Genomic DNA, 15630 nt, shown 5'->3' on the forward strand with positions numbered 1-15630 from the left:
TCCCGCGTTATTGGGCAACCAGCTCTTCTTCGCGATTGACGCCGGAGACGACGGCGAACTCGCGGCTGAACACCTGGCCGTCATGGCGCGCGATGATCGTGTAATCGCCTTCGGATAGCACCATGGTTGGGAAGGCGCCGACGAACTCACGCACAATGTCACCACCTGGGTTCAAGACGCTCCAAGCGGTGTTGGGCAGCGCCTCGCCATTAGGTTCGTTGACCAGTTTCAGCGTGATTTGGGCTGCGTTGTGGAACATCACCGCTTCGGTCAACTGCCCTGGTTCGACATCGATCTGGGCGCGGACGATGGCGTTCACATCGCCATAGCGGCTCACCACCGTGTAGCGCCCGGCTGGAACAACCAAGATGGCTTGCTCATCAATGTCGCGGGCCAGCGGGCGGGCGGTTTCAAAATCCTCGACCGTTTCAGGAAAGACCTGAAACGACACCGCTTCATTGGGCAGGAAGTTGTCGCTGGAGATTGCGGCGCGTAGCGCCATTCCCCCAGCGTTGAGATTGAAAACCTCCGTCAGACCCTGAGGACCGACGGTCAGAGGTCGGGAGAGTGTTGCCAGGCCATAGGACACGTGCACGACATAGCTGCCGGGTGGGACATCGGCGTTAAGCGTGCCACCCTGCGAGTTCAGCACCAGGTCCTCGTCATCAACCTCATCATCACCAAGCGCGTAGATGGTCCAGATCAGATCGCGCTGGAGCGGGGGACCATCTTCGTTGAGGATTGCGGTGAATTGCACCGGCACGCCGGCGGCGTCCAGATCGGGTATAACGACCTCAAAACTCGGTTCGGCAAGCGGTGAAACGGCATTGGGATCAAGCGCTTGCGGCGATCCAGCATCCGGGTTGAACGGGTCTGGGGCCGGCGATTGGCCAGGCTGCAACGGCGTTGAGACGATTTCTGCGGGTCGCGCGACCGGATTGGGCGGCGTTTCGCGGATCACTGCGTCCTGCGCTAAGGCTCTACCGGATGGAACGAGAAAAGCAGCGCCCGCCACCAGAATAACGGCGAGTATACCGGCTGCAGAGCGCTCCATTGGGGTGGCCTGGTGGGTGAGGGGTTTGTGAAGCATCAATCCGTTCGACCGTCTGGGTATGGCGATTTCAAGGTGGTGCAGGTAGTGCAGGGGCGAGAGCCCGGCGACAGCGCGACTCACCACCCGCGTGATCAGCGCCGCTTGGGCAAAACCTTTGCCAAAGAGGTTGTCTGGCTTCAAGGTTACTGACTGGCAAGCTGGCACATTCAGGTCCGATGAGGCGGAAAATCGCAGGCCAATGGAGAGAAATTTGATGGGTGAACCGACAGCGCTCGACCAGTTGCAGACACGGCGGACCGTCACGGCCGCCTTTCTAGAGGCGCCCGGGCCGTCGGCGGATGAGTTGCACACGCTGATCACCATTGCGATGCGGGTTCCTGACCATGGCAAGCTGGCGCCCTGGCGTTACATCGCGCTCGATCAATCCACGCGGCGAACGCTGGCGCCGAAGCTGCGCGCGCTGCGCGAAGTGGACGAGCCGGACCTGCCGGTGGAAAGCCGCGACAAGGTCGACAGCATTTTCGTCCAAGCGCCGCTCTGCCTGGTGGTTGTGAGCACGGCTGCCGAGCACGTCAAAATCCCGATTTGGGAACAGGAGCTTTCCGCCGGAGCAAGCGCCATGAACCTTATCCATGGTGCCCATGCGATGGGCTACAGCGCCCAGTGGCTGACCGGTTGGGCGACCTACAATGGCGATGCCAAAGCACTGCTTGGCGTCCAACCGGAGGAAAAGGTCGTTGGGTTCCTTCACATCGGCACGGCGAGCGCGCCGCCGACCGAACGGCCAAGGCCAGCTGTTGAGGACCATTTGACAGTTCTTTCTGTCGAGGCCTGACACGATGTTCTATTCGCCGCAGGACGGCCATCCGTTTCGCCACAACCCTTTCAAGGCGTTGGTTGCGCCGCGCCCCATCGGCTGGATCGCAACACGCGCCAAGAACGGCGAGGAGAACCTTGCGCCCTATAGTTTTTTCAACGCCGTCAGCGATGAACCGTTGATTGTGATGTTTTCATCGGGCGGTGAAAAAGATTCCCTCACCTTTGCGCGTGAAAGCGGCTGCTTCGTTGCCCACAGCGTGTCTGAGGCGATGTTCGATACCATGAACCAAAGCTCGGCGACCTATCCGCGCGGCGTCAGCGAAATCGCCGCAACCGGGCTTCAGTGTGTCGATGCTGAGAAGGTGGATGCGCCACGGCTTGTCGATGCGCCCTCGGCGCTGGAATGCGTGGTGACGCAAGTTCAGCAGCCGCTCGACCGCAACGGCAATGCCAGCAGCTACTGGATGGTGTTTGGCGAAGTGGTCGGCGTCCACATTCATGACGACTATCTCACCGACCAGGGTCGATTTGATTCGACCAAGGCCGCGTTGATGGCCCGCTGTGGCTATCTTGATTACGCGATTGCCGATCATATCGTCGAAAAGAAACGGCCCAAGGAGCCCTAACGCGCTGAAATCACTGCGCCTCGCCCACGCGTTAAGGGTGCATTTACCATAACGGCTCCACAGTTGCGGGTAACTTGCGGAGTGGTGCGGTGCAGTCTTTTCTGTCCCTGTTTTCAGTGCCCGACACGGCGTTAGCGCGCCCGAGCGATCCGGCACGCGCGACGCCGGCGCCGCAGCGCATCGAACAGGCTTTCGCCAACGCTTCGGCGGCGACCGGACTGCCGTTCGATTTCTTCATGACCACGGCGATGCGCGAGAGCAGCCTTGATGTGAACGCGGCAGCGACCACCTCCTCGGCGCGCGGTCCCTTCCAGTTCATTGAGCAGACCTGGCTCGGCATGGTTCATGAGCATGGCGAGGCTTTGGGTCTTGCCGAAGAGGCGGCGGCGATTGAGCGCCGCTCCGATGGACGGTTCCTGGTCGATAATCCGCAAACCCGTGAAGCGGTTCTGGCGATGCGCCACGACCCGCAGCTTTCGGCGGTTATGAGTGGGCTCTATCTGCAGGAAAACGCGGGCGATCTGCAAAACGCGCTGGGCCGGCCGGTAACCGTGGGCGAGGGCTATGTGGCCCATGTGTTTGGTCCGTCGGGTGCTTCGCGCTTGATCTCGCTTGCAGAACAGCAGCCTAACCGTGTGGCGGCCGATGTTTTTCCGACCCAGGCTGCGGCCAATCGCGGTCTTTTCTATGACCGTTCTGGTGAGCCGGTGTCCGTGCGCCAGCTTTACGACCGCTTGGTGGATGGCTTCCCCACCGACACCGTCTCCACCGATACGCGTCTTGCAGGCACCAGTCTTACCGCGCGACCTGAGACCGTCGCCGCGCCGGTGCCGCGCGATCCAAGCCAACCCGTGGTGCTTGAACCGGCCGGCTTCGATGCTCTGCCGGAGGCCGCGCCGCCAGATCAGTTCGCCCAGATGGGCTTGTTCTCGCCGGCCGGTCGCGGCTCGGTGCCGTTTTTTGCCGCCCTCTATCGCCCTGATGGCGTGCAGGCGCCGGAGATCGCCGAAGATTTGGTGGCCACGCACGATTCGCCTTCACCTGGAATGGAAGGCCAACAGCCTTTTGGCGATCAGCGCGCGCCTGTGGTGCCCAATCCCGTGTCGCGCCCGCAAGAGGTTGGCCCGCCACTTGATCTGGTCGGGTTCGTTCAATCCGGCCAGTTGACGCAAACCTACCGCAACCCAGCGGCGATCCGTGCGGGCTCGGAGTTGGTGCCACCGGTATGATTGTCGATGCGTTTTTGGAGTGGTCGCAGCGCGCCCCGCGTGAACGCAGGATTGAGGCGGCCGATGCTCTGGCCCGATCCTATCTGCATTCCCCGCTTGATGATGCCGATCGCCGGCAGGTGCTGACCGGGCTTTTCGCGCTGCTCGATGATCCGTGCGTTGAGGTCCGCGAGCGGTTGGCGAGCGTTTTTGCTGACCGGCGCGATGCGCCACGTGCGCTTGTCCTGCGCCTCATCGATGATGTGCCGTCAGTCAGCGCGGCTTTGTTTGCGCGCTCGCCGGTGCTTTTGACGACCCATCTTATCGAGGCCCTGCAGCGCGGTGAGCCGCGCTTGGATGAGGCGATTGCGCAGCGAATGGGTCTTGATCAGGCGACCATCAGTTGGATCCTCCAAAAGGCAGGCGTTGCAGCCTGCAAGGCGCTTGTCGGCAACCCTTATGTTCAGTTGTCGGGTGAGGAACTATCCAGATTCATTGACCGTTTCAGCGGCGATCTGGAAGCGCTGGATGCTCTGCAGGCGAACCGACGGCTGTCGCCGGAACATCAATGTCTGCTTGTGGCGCGTTGTGCTGAAGCCTATCAGTCCAATGAATTTGTGCGCGCCTTGGTGCCGGACAAGCGGTTGGAGCGCTTGACGGGCGCGGCGCGCGAGCGAGCGCTTCTTGCCGTTCTCATGCGCCTTGATGGCAAGGCCTGTTGGCAGGCTGCTGGCGCGCTTCATGGGCGTGGCATCATCACCCCGGCTTTCGTGCTGCGGGTGGCGCTTTCGGGACATATTCCGACGCTGGAGGCGATGGTCGCCCGGCTATGTGATGTATCGATGGACCGGGTGCGCAGCGCTTTTGTCCATCCGCGTCCGGTGGTCGCCGCGACGCTGCTCAAAAAAACCGGCCTCAATGACGACGTGCGCAACGTGCTTTCGATGGCCTTGGTGATGGCCCGCGAATTGGCTCGCGCGGATGTGGATTGGACGCCATCCTTTTTCGCCGAAACGCTGATCGAGGTCGTCGATCAGCGCAGCGTCGAACAGGTCATCGATGGCGTTGCCGCGAACGGTCCGATCGATGCGACGGTCGCGCTTTGCCACAGCATTGCCGCCGACATCATGCAGGCGGACGCACGTGCCTACACGGTGGCAAGCCGCGTGCCTGACGTAACCGACCTGGAAGAAATGTTTGCCGAAGCCTCGCCGGAGGTTCAGGTGGACGTGGCGATCACCGACGCGATCGCGGCCTAACCGAATTTACGCTGGTTAGGCGGCCTTGCTGTCTTCCTCTTCGACCTTGGCGATCATTTCCGCCCCGGCCTTGGACAGTTCATCGGCAAGTGTGGTTGCAATGGAATTGTCTTCGCCAGCCTTGGTTTCGCGGGCGATGGCGCGGATGGCCTTGATGTATTTTTCCATGAACGCGTCGGGCACCTCGCGCTCGCCCATCGCATCCATGATGTCGCAAAAGACGCCGGCGATCTTGCCGACCGACGGGAAGCCTAAGGTGGACGCCTGGCCGCGCATGTCATGGGCGGTGCGGTAGAGGTCGCCGCGCGCCTCTTTGGTGAAGCCGGTGTCTTTGTTCTGCTGCCAGACTTTCATCAGGCGCTGCACTTCCTCGTCCATCCAGTCGGCAAAGTTCACGGATAGACGTTCAACGGCCTGTTCGGCTTTCTTGATCGGATCGAACTGGGCATCGCGACCGGTCAGCTTGCGGACTTTTTTCTGCAAGGTGTTGGGCGGGGTGATCGTTTGATAGCCACCCTTTTTGATCGTCTCGTCCATCATCATCCTCGAAAATTGGCCCTTGTGTACCGACGCTTCTGAACACTAAGCCAAAAGGGTTGCCATAGCGTTAGGCGTTGCGGTGCAGGTCAGGTCCATTGGCCGCCAGTTGGTCAGGTTTCGACGGCATCGTCGATTTCCTGGAACTCTTCGTCTTCATCGGTATCGTCTTGCCGCTTCTTTTCGCCGACATAGTTCGGGTGGACAAAGCGCCGGCGGTCAGGTCCGAAAAATCTTTGGGTGCGGATGAAGGGACGCGGCTTCACGATGCAGTTCTCCAACCGCAGATAGAGCTGTTTGGCCGATATCGGCTTGCACAGGAACTCCGTCACGCCGGCGTCGCGCGCCTGGATGACGCGGCTGCGCTCGGTATAGGCCGAGAGCATGATGATCGGCGTGTAGGGGTTGTCGCTGGTCTCAGGATTGCGGACCGCCGCCGTCAGCTCCAGCCCGTCAAAGACCGGCATCACCCAGTCGGTGATGATGATGTCGACTGGCTGCTGTTGGAAGACTTCCAGCGCCGAGGCACCGTCTTCGGCCTCCAGCACGTGGCGCACGCCAAGCCCTTGCAACAGCGAGCGCAACAGACGCCGCATGTAGAGCGAGTCATCAACCAGCAAGACGCTGATTTGGGACAGATCTTGAGGCAAAGCCGGCGCACTTCCCATGATGGAACGGACGTTAGGATGCTCCAATCCTGTTAGCAGACGCTTAACTTGACGATCCGCATTGCTCGGCTGTTGCGTCCAGGGCACCGTTTTCCGTCCATCTCCGGCATTTTACAGGGCGAGTTAAGCCTCACCTAACCGGCGTAGGCTTAGGTGCAAATACAATCTTTGATTGCAGGATGGTTGTATTGCATCTGGACCTATCGAGACTGCGGATACTGCTTGCCGATGACTCGGCGTTTATGCGCCGCCTTGTGCGCTCGCTGCTCAACGGGCTGGGCATTCGCAGTGTGATCGAGGCGGAGGACGGCGTTGCCGCGCTTCAGGCATTCGAGCAAAACGAAGTCGATATCATCATCACCGATTGGGTGATGCCGGTCTTTGACGGGCTGGAACTGGCCCAAGCTGTGCGCGACCCGCAGAGCAGGAACCCGCACATCCCCATCCTTATGCTCTCTGCGCACGCAGAACTTAGCCGTGTCATCCTGGCCCGTGATGCGGGTGTGAGCGGCTTTCTCACCAAACCAATCTCGGCAAAAATGCTGCGCCTGCGCCTGGAAAGCTGCGTCTTGAATCCGCGCGCGATCGCGACGGCTTCTAGGTCAGGTGTCAGCGAACCTGACGATCAATCCGGCAGCGACATGCCGGCAATGACGGTCGAAGACACCACTTTGGAGGACGATCTCACCCTCGACCCGGTCTAAAATCCGGAAAACTGCTCGTTCAAGATGCGTTCTTCGAGCGAATGGTGTGGATCGAAGAGCATGTTGGCGGAGTCCGTGCGGCACTCGACGACATCGACGCGCACCACCGAACGGGTCTCCTGGGCATCGGCGGCAACGGCGACGGGCCGCTTCTCGGCTTCCAAGACATCAAAGCGGACCTTGGCGATGGACGGCAGGATCGCGCCGCGCCAGCGCCGTGGCCGAAATGGGCTGATCGGTGTCAGCGCCAGCATGCTGGCGGTGATCGGCAGGATCGGACCGTGGGCGGAGAGATTGTAGGCGGTGGAGCCGGCCGGTGTTGCGACCAGCGCGCCATCGCAGATCAACTCTTCCAGGCGTACCCGGTCATCGACCGAGATTTTCAGCTTGGCGGCCTGATAGGTCTGCCGCAGCAAGGAAACCTCGTTGAGCGCGCGGGCTTCATGGAGCGCACCATCCTTGTCCCAGGCATTCATCGCCAACGGATGGATGGTGGTCGGATAGGCCGCAGCGAGCCGTTCGGTCAGGCCTTCCTCGGCATACTCGTTCATCAGAAAACCGACCGAGCCACGGTTCATGCCGTAAATCGGGATGCCAGTGTTCATGAACTCATGCAGCGCCGACAGCATCAGCCCGTCGCCGCCAAGCGCGACGATGACATCGCAATTGGCCAGATCATGGGCACCATAGCGGGTCTGAAGGCGCGCCTTGGCCTGCTGCGCTTCGTCCACCGAACTTGCCATGAAGCCGATGCGGGAAAAGGAGGTCTGCGACATGGGAGGCTCAAATGCGCGGGTGAAGGAAGGCCATAAAACAGGGCGCCGAGGTGTGTCGCTTAAATGGCACGGTATGGCAAGAATGATTGCCGTTTTGACCGAAATCGGCGGCACTGCCCTCGCGGTGTCACAGTTGGGCGATGTATAGTTTGCCTTCGCGGACAGTTGCGGTCTGCTTTTCCCGATTCGAAACCCATAAAGACGGCCCCGACCTGAACGGGCGCTGGCCTTGAGGTCCCCTCATGTTCGCCTGGTTTGAGCGACGCCTTGATCCGTTTCCCGCCGAGCAGCCGGTCACACCACCGGCCACGCTGCTGGCGTTTTGTGCGCACTACACCCGTGGTGCGTGGCCGGCCGTGCTGACAGCATCGGCGCTGTCGTTCTTCATCGGTATCGGCGAAGTCTACGTCTATTCGTTCCTCGGTCAGGTGGTGGACTGGCTGGTGACCAGCGAGCGGGAGAGTTTTTTGGCCGATGAGGGCAGCACGCTGCTGTGGATGGCGTTTTTGATGCTCCTCGTCCTGCCAGCGGCAGTCATCTGGCAAACGCTGATCGTCCACCAAACGCTGCTTGGCAACTATCCCATGCGTATCCGCTGGTGGGCGCACCGTTATCTGCTCGGGCAAAGCCACGCGTTCTACGCCAATGATTTTGCAGGCCGCGTCGCCACCAAGGTGATGCAAACGGCGCTGGCCGTGCGCGAAAGCGTGCTGAAGCTGTTTGACGTTCTGGTCTATGTCGTTGCCTTCTTCATCGGCACGCTTTTCGTGGCGGCCTCGGCCGACATTCGCTTGCTCATCCCGATGTTGGTCTGGCTGGTGCTTTACCTCGCCATCATGGTCTATTTCGTGCCGCGTTTGCGCGATGTGGCGCAGATCCAGGCCGATAAGCGCTCGGATATGACCGGGCGGATCGTCGACAGCTACACGAACATCACCACGGTCAAACTCTTTGCCCATTCAGGGTCTGAAGAGGAGTATGCGCGTGAGGCCATGGATCCGTTCTTGCAGGCCGTGCACGCGCAGATGCGGCTCTCCAGCTGGTTCAACATTCTGCTCTATTCGCTGAACATGTTGCTCCTGTTCGCGCTGGGCGCGATGTCGATTTGGTTTTGGCTGACCGGCGCGATCTCGGTCGGTGCGATAGCCGTCGCGATGGGTCTGGCGCTGCGCCTAAATGGCATTTCCCAGTGGATCATGTGGGAGATGGCGGCGCTGTTTGAGAACATCGGCACCGTCTATGATGGCATGGCCATGCTCTCCACGCCGCGCCTGGTTCAGGATAAGCCCGATGCGCCGGTCATGCATGTGGATCGCGGTGAGATCAGGTTTGAGAACGTCGCCTTCCACTATGGCAAAGACGATGGCGTGATGGAGAACCTCAACCTCACCATCGCGCCGGGCGAGAAGGTGGGCCTTATCGGACGCTCCGGCGCCGGCAAGACGACGCTGGTCAATCTGCTCTTGCGTTTGCACGATGTGGAAACGGGCAGGGTGCTGATCGACGGTCAGAACATTGCCGAGGTTCAGCAGGAAACCTTGCGGCGCCATATTGGTGTGGTCACGCAGGACACGGCTTTGCTGCATCGTTCTGTGCGCGAGAACATCGCCTATGGCCGGCCCGATGCGTCCGAGGCTGATGTTCGCCGGGCCGTGGAAATGGCGCGGGCGGACAGCTTTGTCTACGATCTGGAAGACATGGCTGGGCACAAAGGGCTCGATGCGCAGGTTGGCGAACGCGGGGTCAAACTCTCCGGCGGTCAGCGCCAGCGCATTGCGATTGCGCGCGTGCTGTTGAAAAACGCACCGATCCTTTTGCTCGACGAGGCGACGTCGGCGCTCGACACCGAGGTTGAGGCGGCGATCCAGGACAGTCTTTACGAGCTTATGGCTGGGAAGACCGTGATCGCCATTGCCCACCGGCTGTCGACGATTGCTGAGTTGGACCGGCTGATCGTGATGGATAAGGGCCAGATCATCGAGGATGGTACCCATGCCAGCTTGCTTGAAGCCGGCGGCCTTTACAGCCAGCTGTGGCGCCGCCAGTCCGGCGGTTTCTTGACCGAAACCCAGCCGCCAAAGGTGGATGCGGCGGAGTAGGGTGGGCATCCTATGCCCATGTCATCCTCGGACTTGATCCGAGGCGTACCGCCGTTCTGACGGCATGGAGTGGGGGATGTATGGTGCTGGCAGCAGGGTTCGAACCCGCGACCCCCTGATTACAAATCAGGTGCTCTACCAACTGAGCTATGCCAGCACGATGCGCATGGAAGCGATGCGACCCGCCATACTGCGCGTCGGCCTGCCGCGCAAGACTTTGTTTGTGCCGCTAAGCGCTTCGCGCGATGTACATAGCGAGCACCGCAGCGTTCGACACGTTGAGGCTGGCCAGTGCTTCGCCTGTCAGCGGAAGCTTGGCGACCACACTGCAGGTCGCCATGGTTTTTTGCCGAAGCCCTTTTCCTTCGGACCCCAAGACGAGCGCGATGGGCTGATCGGGCGCCTTCCGAAAGGCTTTTAGCGCGGCCGGAAGTTCGGTTGACGCCTCACCGTCCAATCCGACGACCAGCGTTCCGGCGGCTTTCAGTTCTTCCAAGCTGTCGGCAAGATTGCGCACGGTGAGGATCGGCACCAGCTCGAACGCGCCGGAGGCCGCCTTGGCGAGCGTTGCGGTTTCGCGCGCGGCGTGGCGGGTGGTCGTGATCAATGCGTCGGCATCGAACGCGGCGGCGGAGCGCAGGATCGCGCCGACATTGTGCGGATCGGTGACCTGATCGAGCACGATGGAGAAACTGGGGTAGGGGGCTTCCAGCGGCTGCTCGGGTAGCGGCTTAATCAGCGCGGCGATGCCCTGATGCACCGTATCCTCGCCGAGCAACTCATCGAGCGCTTTGGGGTGAACGGTTTCAACTTCGATGGAGGGATGCGGCTCAATCTCCAAGCGCTGCAGTGCGTTGGGTGTTGCCATCAATTTGAAGATTTTGCGCCGTGGATTGCCAAGTGCGGCGCGCACTGCATGCAGGCCGTGTACATGGTAGGGCACGTCGCGTTCCGGCGTATCCGCCTTGGGCTTGGCGGCGAACCGTTTCTGGCGCTGCGCTTTGGTTTCCCCGCCCTTTTTGGCCGCTTTGGAGGCCTTCAACCGCTGAAAGCTGGAACGAGGTTTAGCAGACCCTTTGGTGGGGCCGGTGTCATCTGTCATGCTGATCAGCCTGGCTGGGAGAAAAGATTGGCGAGGAGGCTGTTAGCAGTGGTGCGAACGGATTGACAGCGCAGGTGCGAATGTTGATAACGCGCGGGCTTCGCAAGAGGCACACGCCAGGGAGCTTCGTGGAGGAGTGTCCGAGTGGTTAAAGGAGACGGACTGTAAATCCGTTCGCTTAGCGTACGCTGGTTCGAATCCAGCCTCCTCCACCAAGCTGCTTTCGCAGAAAGCGGCGTGGTCGTGGCGGGTGATTGTGGAACAATCACCGAGAACGACATCCCCCTTGGTCCTGGGTTTTCAGCCCAACCGGGCATCCTTGTTGCTCTAGGGCTTCTGCGGTTGTTTCGAAGGAACAGAGCAAAGAAAGATACCCAACCGCATGGGTGCATAACCTGGTCGATTTGGATTGACGGCCCGTCCCACAACGCCCATCTTGCGACCGTGATCGCGGGTATAGCTCAATGGTAGAGCAGCAGCCTTCCAAGCTGAATATGCGGGTTCGATTCCCGCTACCCGCTCCATTCCCTGACGATCTCCCTTTTCCTTGTGCCGGCGTCTGCCTACGGGTCAGTTGGACTTTCCCCCATTTGCCGTTAGGGTTCTCGCCTGCTCGTGGGCTGACGGGCAAGGTTGGGTTGCGTAATCGGGGTTTGGGGCAATGAAAAAGCTGATCATTTGTGGGGTCGCCGCATTGGCGCTGTCGGGGTGCGCGACGGTGACGCGCGGGACGACCAATGAGGTGCATTTTGAAAGCACGCCGTCGGGCGCGACGGTTCTGACCTCGCTGCAACAAACCTGCGTCACGCCCTGCATGCTTGACGTGCCGCGCAACCAGAGCTTCACAGCGACCTTCAACCTTGAAGGTTTTGAGCCGCGTGTCGTCCCTGTGACGACGCAGGTCGCTGGCTCCGGGGCGGCCGGTATGGCGGGTAATTTGATCTTGGGCGGCGTTGTCGGTGCGGTTGTCGATGCGTCGACAGGCGCTATGAATGATCATTACCCCAACCCGGTGATCGTCACATTTGGCGATGTGGTCGATCCGGCGGCTGCCCCGGCGGCGAGCGATGCGGCACCAACACCGACGGCACCTGCTGGCACAGCAACGCCCACCTCATAGCGTCCCAACGTCTTTTCTGACTGGTCCGCCGGCCATCGCCCGTCGGAAACCTCTTGCCTGTTGGGGCCTAAAGCCTTATGTGCGCGGCTCAAGCGTAGCGGCTCTCGTTTACGCCCTCCCGACAACCGCCCAGCCGAAGGAAAATCGCCATGGCGAAAGAGAAGTTTGAGCGTAACAAGCCGCATGTGAATGTTGGCACGATTGGTCATGTTGACCATGGCAAGACGACGTTGACGGCGGCGATCACGAAGTATTTTGGCGATTTCAAAGCCTATGATGAGATCGATGGTGCGCCTGAAGAGCGTGCCCGCGGTATCACCATTTCGACCGCGCACGTTGAGTATGAGACGGACAACCGTCACTACGCCCATGTCGATTGCCCAGGCCATGCTGACTATGTGAAGAACATGATCACCGGTGCGGCGCAGATGGATGGTGCGATCCTGGTGTGCTCGGCTGCCGATGGCCCGATGCCACAGACCCGCGAGCACATCCTGCTGGCCCGTCAGGTTGGTGTGCCGGCGCTTGTCGTGTTCATGAACAAGGTTGACCAGGTCGATGATGAAGAGCTGCTTGAGCTCGTCGAAATGGAAATCCGTGAGCTGCTTTCGTCCTACGACTTCCCGGGCGATGACATCCCTATCATTGCAGGGTCCGCTCTGGCCGCTCTGGAAGGCAAGACACCTGAAATCGGTGAGACGAAGATCCGCGAACTGATGGAGCAGGTGGACAGCTACATTCCACAGCCTGAGCGTCCGGTGGACCAGCCGTTCCTGATGCCGATCGAAGATGTGTTTTCGATCTCCGGCCGCGGTACGGTTGTGACCGGTCGTGTGGAGCGCGGTGTTGTGAATGTGGGCGATGAAATCGAAATCGTCGGCATCCGCGACACCCAGAAGACGACCTGCACGGGCGTGGAAATGTTCCGCAAGCTGCTGGATCGCGGTGAAGCTGGTGACAATATCGGTGCTCTCTTGCGCGGTGTTGGCCGTGAAGATGTTGAGCGTGGCCAGATCCTCTGCAAGCCAGGGTCGGTGACGCCGCACACCAAGTTCGTGGCTGAAGCCTACATCCTGACGAAGGAAGAGGGTGGCCGTCACACGCCGTTCTTCACCAACTACCGTCCGCAGTTCTACTTCCGCACGACCGATGTGACCGGCATCGTGACGCTGAAGGAAGGCACGGAAATGGTGATGCCGGGCGACAATGTTGAGATCAATGTTGATCTGATCGTGCCGATCGCCATGGAAGAGAAGCTGCGCTTCGCCATCCGCGAAGGCGGCCGCACCGTCGGCGCCGGCGTCGTTTCCAAAATCGTCGAGTAGAGGCACCGCCTCAGGGGTAATAACAGGCGGCCTTCGGGCCGCCTGTTTTCGTTTATGCTGCCGAAAACAATAACGGGAGGTCTGCCATGCGTCTGAACCATGTTGCTTTGACGGTCGCGGATCGCGAACGCTCGGCCGCCTTTTATGCGCGCTATTTCGGCCTGGATCAGCGCGTGCATGAGGACGACCACTTGCTCATTCTCGCCAGCGTGTCGGGGTGCCTTCTTGCGCTGAGTGAGGGCACACCTGTGGTCGATGTGCCACGCACCACCCATTTCGGCTTTCAGTGCGACAGCGTCGATGAGGTGATGGTTGCGCGACAACGCTTTTCGGACGATGGGATTGTCGAAGCCGAATGGCAGGATCATGGACCGACACGGGTTCAGGTTTTCGACCCGGACGGCTACCGCGTGGAGCTCTACGCTTTCTAACCTTTTTAAGGACCCTATGACGGACCCCAGCAACCGCAAGCCAAGCCTGGCGACGCGCGTGGCGCAGGCGCTGCATTTTGTCGAAGACGAGACCGGCGCTGTCGTGCCGGGCATTCAGCCGGCCGCCACCTATGCGCGTGATGAGAATTACGATATCCGCAAGCCCTATTGGTACCGCCGCGATGGCAGCCAAACGACGGCGCACGCCGAGGCGGTCATAGCTGAGTTGGAGGGCGCTAAGGAGTCGCTTCTCTTCGCGTCAGGCATGTCGGCGGCAACCGCCGTTATCGAGCATCTGCCGACCGGCGCCCATGTGGTGGCGCCGGAGGTGATGTATCACGGCGTGCGCATGCAGCTGCTGGCCTATGAGGCGAATGGCCGGATCACGCTGTCCAGCTACACGGCGGGCAATCTGGATGAGCTGGCCGCCGCCGTGCGCCCCGGCGAAACACAGCTTGTGTGGGTGGAAACGCCCAATAACCCCAATTGGGAAGTGACCGATATTCAGGCCGCCGCTGATATAGCGCATGGGGCAGGGGCTAAGCTGATCACCGACTGCACCGGCACGCCACCGAATATCACCCGGGCGCTCGACTTTGGGGCCGACATCTCGTTTCACTCGGCCACTAAGTACCTGGGCGGACACTCGGATGTCACCGCCGGCGTGCTCTCGGTACGTGAAACGGGCGGCGAGGGCGGTTTTTGGGACGAGATTGCTCTCATTCGCAAGCTGCAGGGCACCGTGCTGCAATCCTTCGATGCCTGGCTTTTGGTGCGCGGCATGCGCACGCTGTTTCTGCGGGTCGAGAAAGCCAGCGCCAACGCCATGGCCATCGCGAAACACTTTGACGGTCACCCAGCGCTGGACGCCGTGCTTTATCCTGGGCTGCCTTCCGATCCGGGTCACGCGGTTGCCAAGCGTCAGACCAGTGGGCTATTCGGTGGCATGCTGTCGATTATCGTCAAGGGCAGCGAGCAGGCCGCCATCGATGTTTGTCGCTTTACCGAGGTGTTCTATCCGGCGACTTCGCTGGGCGGCGTTGAGAGCCTGATCGAACATCGCAAGACGGTGTCAGGCGAAGGCTTTCCAGTGCATCCGCGCCTTTTGCGGCTTTCCATCGGGATCGAGGATGCCGACGATCTGATCTACGACTTGGAACAGGCGCTGGCCCGGGCAGGGGCAGGCGGGGAGGCGTCCACCTGATGCCTTTTCCACCACCGGACACACTGCACCCGATTACACTGCCTGATGGTTCGATCCATAAGGGCACGGTTTTCTTGCAGGCGGCGATCGATCATCCAAGTTGGGAGATCGGCCGCTACACCTACGCCTCGGCGCACCAGCCGCCAGAGAATTGGGCTATGGCGCTTGCGCCCTATTTGTTTGGCGGCAACCGAGAGAGGCTGGTGCTCGGCAGCTTCTGCCAAATTGCCGACGGCGTGCAGTTCATCACCTCGTCCGCCAACCACCGCATGGACGGGATTTCAACTTATCCCTTCGCCGTTTTCGACGGTCTTGAAGGCGGTGTGGACTATGATCGACCGAGCATGCCCACCGGCACGAAAGATACGGTGATCGGCCATGATGTATGGATCGGAACAGGCGCGACGGTCCTGCCCGGCGCGCGCCTTGGCAATGGCGTGATCATCGGCGCTGGGGCCGTGGTGGGCGGCACTGTGCCCGACTATGCGATCGTTGCGGGCAACCGCGCAGAAGTGGTGAAAATGCGCTTTGATGAGGCGACCATCACCCGCCTCAACGCAATCGCCTGGTGGGATTGGCCGATTGAGACGATCTTGAAAAACGAAGCGGCCATTGTCGGCGCTGATATCGAGGCGTTAGAAGCGGTTGCGCCGTCAAACTAGCTCTTGAAATCTGTGCACTTGGCGCGTAATCAACGC

The 15630-nt window shown here is 60.6% G+C and carries 16 protein-coding genes and 3 tRNA genes; 13 read left to right on the top strand and 6 right to left on the bottom strand.

Features of this window, described 5'->3' with window-relative positions; translation table 11 throughout:
- Window positions 1-7 precede the first annotated feature (7 nt).
- The gene (locus JJ917_03285) at window positions 8-1090 is read right to left on the bottom strand and encodes a hypothetical protein (protein ID MBO6697836.1); all 1083 of its coding nucleotides are present in this window, start codon (window positions 1088-1090) and stop codon (window positions 8-10) included.
- A 217-nt stretch (window positions 1091-1307) separates the two neighbouring features.
- Between JJ917_03285 and JJ917_03290 the strand changes: the two genes are divergently transcribed.
- The 4 genes from JJ917_03290 (at window position 1308) to JJ917_03305 (ending at window position 4966) form a co-directional block, all read left to right on the top strand.
- Complete coding sequence (locus tag JJ917_03290; protein ID MBO6697837.1) at window positions 1308-1889, top strand: nitroreductase; 582 nt, start codon at window positions 1308-1310, stop codon at window positions 1887-1889.
- A 4-nt stretch (window positions 1890-1893) separates the two neighbouring features.
- A complete protein-coding gene (locus JJ917_03295; GenBank protein MBO6697838.1) occupies window positions 1894-2499 on the top strand; it encodes a flavin reductase family protein in 606 nt (201 codons plus the stop codon).
- 89 nt (window positions 2500-2588) lie between these two features.
- Window positions 2589-3728 carry a hypothetical protein gene (locus tag JJ917_03300; protein ID MBO6697839.1) on the top strand — a complete coding sequence of 380 codons (1140 nt, stop codon included), beginning with the start codon at window positions 2589-2591 and terminating at the stop codon, window positions 3726-3728.
- Window positions 3725-4966, top strand: coding sequence for a DUF2336 domain-containing protein (locus JJ917_03305; protein ID MBO6697840.1), 1242 nt, complete (start codon window positions 3725-3727; stop codon window positions 4964-4966). Before JJ917_03300 ends, JJ917_03305 begins: the two co-directional genes overlap by 4 nt.
- A gap of 15 nt (window positions 4967-4981) precedes the next feature.
- Here JJ917_03305 and JJ917_03310 read toward each other — a convergent pair whose 3' ends face one another.
- A complete protein-coding gene (locus JJ917_03310; GenBank protein ID MBO6697841.1) occupies window positions 4982-5503 on the bottom strand; it encodes an Hpt domain-containing protein in 522 nt (173 codons plus the stop codon).
- A 113-nt stretch (window positions 5504-5616) separates the two neighbouring features.
- The gene (locus JJ917_03315; GenBank protein ID MBO6697842.1) at window positions 5617-6171 is read right to left on the bottom strand and encodes a response regulator; all 555 of its coding nucleotides are present in this window, start codon (window positions 6169-6171) and stop codon (window positions 5617-5619) included.
- Window positions 6172-6350: 179 nt separating this feature from the next.
- On the opposite strand from JJ917_03315, the gene JJ917_03320 reads away from it, so the two are divergent.
- Window positions 6351-6875 carry a response regulator gene (locus tag JJ917_03320; protein MBO6697843.1) on the top strand — a complete coding sequence of 175 codons (525 nt, stop codon included), beginning with the start codon at window positions 6351-6353 and terminating at the stop codon, window positions 6873-6875.
- Here JJ917_03320 and JJ917_03325 read toward each other — a convergent pair.
- Window positions 6872-7651 (bottom strand): NAD kinase, encoded by a 780-nt coding sequence (locus tag JJ917_03325; protein MBO6697844.1) that lies wholly within the window; start codon window positions 7649-7651, stop codon window positions 6872-6874. The genes JJ917_03320 and JJ917_03325 overlap by 4 nt on opposite strands.
- 242 nt (window positions 7652-7893) lie before the next feature.
- Here JJ917_03325 and JJ917_03330 point away from each other — a divergent pair, with 242 nt between their 5' ends.
- Window positions 7894-9750, top strand: coding sequence for an ABC transporter ATP-binding protein (locus tag JJ917_03330; protein MBO6697845.1), 1857 nt, complete (start codon window positions 7894-7896; stop codon window positions 9748-9750).
- An 81-nt stretch (window positions 9751-9831) separates the two neighbouring features.
- On the opposite strand, the gene JJ917_03335 is transcribed toward JJ917_03330, so the two are convergent.
- Window positions 9832-9907, bottom strand: a tRNA-Thr gene (locus tag JJ917_03335).
- Window positions 9908-9979: 72 nt separating this feature from the next.
- Entirely contained in the window at window positions 9980-10852 is an 873-nt protein-coding gene (locus JJ917_03340) for an RNA methyltransferase (protein ID MBO6697846.1), read from the bottom strand.
- A gap of 130 nt (window positions 10853-10982) precedes the next feature.
- Here JJ917_03340 and JJ917_03345 point away from each other — a divergent pair.
- The 7 genes from JJ917_03345 (at window position 10983) to JJ917_03375 (ending at window position 15594) form a co-directional block, all read left to right on the top strand.
- Window positions 10983-11067 (top strand) — tRNA-Tyr (locus JJ917_03345).
- 235 nt (window positions 11068-11302) lie between these two features.
- Window positions 11303-11376, top strand: a tRNA-Gly gene (locus JJ917_03350).
- Window positions 11377-11513: 137 nt separating this feature from the next.
- Entirely contained in the window at window positions 11514-11972 is a 459-nt protein-coding gene (locus tag JJ917_03355; GenBank protein MBO6697847.1) for a translation initiation factor 2, read from the top strand.
- A 149-nt stretch (window positions 11973-12121) separates the two neighbouring features.
- A complete protein-coding gene (gene tuf, locus JJ917_03360; protein MBO6697848.1) occupies window positions 12122-13297 on the top strand; it encodes an elongation factor Tu in 1176 nt (391 codons plus the stop codon).
- Window positions 13298-13383: 86 nt separating this feature from the next.
- A complete protein-coding gene (locus JJ917_03365) occupies window positions 13384-13728 on the top strand; it encodes a VOC family protein (GenBank protein ID MBO6697849.1) in 345 nt (114 codons plus the stop codon).
- A gap of 16 nt (window positions 13729-13744) precedes the next feature.
- Window positions 13745-14932 (top strand): aminotransferase class V-fold PLP-dependent enzyme, encoded by a 1188-nt coding sequence (locus JJ917_03370; protein ID MBO6697850.1) that lies wholly within the window; start codon window positions 13745-13747, stop codon window positions 14930-14932.
- Window positions 14932-15594, top strand: coding sequence for a CatB-related O-acetyltransferase (locus JJ917_03375; protein MBO6697851.1), 663 nt, complete (start codon window positions 14932-14934; stop codon window positions 15592-15594). The genes JJ917_03370 and JJ917_03375 overlap by 1 nt, the downstream gene beginning before the upstream one ends.
- The last annotated feature ends 36 nt before the right edge of the window (window positions 15595-15630 follow it).

The sequence above is a fragment of the Hyphomicrobiales bacterium genome, from assembly GCA_017642935.1.
GTDB lineage: Bacteria > Pseudomonadota > Alphaproteobacteria > Rhizobiales > MH13 > MH13.